General features: G+C 63.8%; 2 protein-coding genes. One reads left to right on the top strand and one right to left on the bottom strand.

What is annotated here, in order from left to right; translation table 11 throughout:
* Positions 1 to 412 precede the first annotated feature (412 nt).
* Complete coding sequence (locus tag I5M_RS05715) at positions 413 to 1,210, top strand: L,D-transpeptidase (RefSeq protein ID WP_022720527.1); 798 nt, start codon at positions 413 to 415, stop codon at positions 1,208 to 1,210.
* Positions 1,211 to 1,272: 62 nt separating this feature from the next.
* On the opposite strand, the gene I5M_RS05710 is transcribed toward I5M_RS05715, so the two are convergent.
* Positions 1,273 to 1,764 (bottom strand): fused MFS/spermidine synthase (locus tag I5M_RS05710; protein WP_031335497.1); only part of this gene is annotated, 492 nt, incomplete at its 5' end.

Raw genomic sequence — 1,764 nt, 5'->3', positions numbered from 1 at the left:
GCGCCTTCTGCGCGCCGCGAACGATGCCCTGGGCGTGACCAGCGTGCGGGATGGCGACCAGCGCCAAGCCAAGAGCGGCGGCAGCCAGCAGCTTCTTCAGAGCAGAGCGATCGTTCTGCAAAGCAAGCGTGTCGATGCGGGTCTTCATCAATTCTCATCCTCTGGATTGGCCGTCCCCGGCGAACGCGGCGACGCGAGAAGTATTGTACGCCTTTCAACCCGATAGGTCGTGTTTGGTTCCATTGCCGCGTTTTGGCCGTGTTGGCGGACAATTCAAGGTAAACGCGATCAACGATCGTCTTCACTTTAACGATGGTGGCAAGGCTCGCTGGAAACTCTTTGGGCCGGTGAGCATATTACCGCCGGGACGACGAGACTTCTTCTAAAGGCGGGCCAGGAGGCCGGGTGTCAGATGCGTGCGTTTTTTATTTCCCTCGCTGGGCTGGCTATGCTCGCAAGCGCCAGTGCCGCTGAGGCGAAGGTCGCGATCACTGTCGATAAGGACAATCAGATGATGACGGTCGCGGTCGACGGAGTCGATCGCTATCGCTGGCCGGTCTCGACCGGCAATCCGTCCCACGAGACGCCGAACGGCACCTTCCGCACCTTCCGCATGGAAGCCGACCATTTCTCGAAGGAGTTCGACGATGCGCCGATGCCGCACTCGATCTTCTTCACGATGAAGGGGCATGCCATTCACGGTACCGAGTCCGAAGGCCGGCTGGGCACGCCGGTGTCCCACGGCTGCGTCCGACTGTCCCGCGCCAATGCGGCAACCCTGTACGCGCTGGTGCAGAAGGAGGGCGTGCTCAACGCTACGGTGACCCTCACCGGCTCGTCCCGCGTGGCGCTGGCCCGGCTGCAGCAGCAGAAGGGCGGCATCTCGGTCGCCCGTCGCGCGGCTCCGCTGCCGATGCCGACCGATCTTGATCAAGCCAATGCCGATCCGAGCGTTGGCCAGCCGGTCCAGCTGGAGCCGCAGGTCCAGGTTCAGCCGCGCCCGGTGGCACCGCGCGTCGCCGATGACGGCTACATCTATCCGGCCGATGGCAGCAGCGACGATCGCCGCTATCCGGCCCCTCCCGGCTATCGCCGCGTCTACCCGGCGCAGCAATACGGCTACGCCGATGACGATTCCTACGCGCAGGATTACGCGCCGCGGCGCGTGTATCAGCCACGCGGCTACTACGGCGGCTATCAGGCTTACTGAACTAGGCTTATCCGAACGAAGGGTCGCGTCGCCGAGAGGGACGCGGCCTTTCTTCTTGGCCGCTATTCCTCGCCGTTGCGCAGCCGGCGCCAGACCGCGCCGAGCACATTGGAATAATCGTCCGACCATACCCGCTGTTTCGGATCCGGCGTCGTCAGAGCCCAGTCTTCGGAGGAAGCGAGGGCACCGACATCGGCGTCGTCCCGCGCCGACACCACCACGGCGGTCGGGAAGATGTATTCGGCGTCGCGGCCGGAATCCTCCGAGTAGGCCCAGCTCTTCAGCCCGTTGGCGGCGGCGATGCCTTCCACCACGCTGGACAGTTCGAGGTTGCGATTGGAGACGTGCATCAACACCGCGCCCTGCGGTGCCAGCTTGGCTTTGTAGATCGCCATCGCCTCCTTGGTGGCGAGGTGCACCGGGATGGCGTCGGACGAATAGGCATCGACGATGATCAAATCGTAGACGCCGTCCGGCTCCCTGGCGAAGGTCAGCCGCGCATCGCCCATCACCGGCTGCAGATCAGGCGCGCATTTGCTCACATAGGTGAAGTA

The sequence above is a fragment of the Rhodopseudomonas sp. B29 genome (assembly GCF_000333455.1).
In the GTDB taxonomy this organism is placed as follows: domain Bacteria; phylum Pseudomonadota; class Alphaproteobacteria; order Rhizobiales; family Xanthobacteraceae; genus Rhodopseudomonas.
The sequence above is the reverse complement of the archived record's forward strand: the minus strand, read 5'-3'. Positions and strand labels throughout refer to the sequence as shown.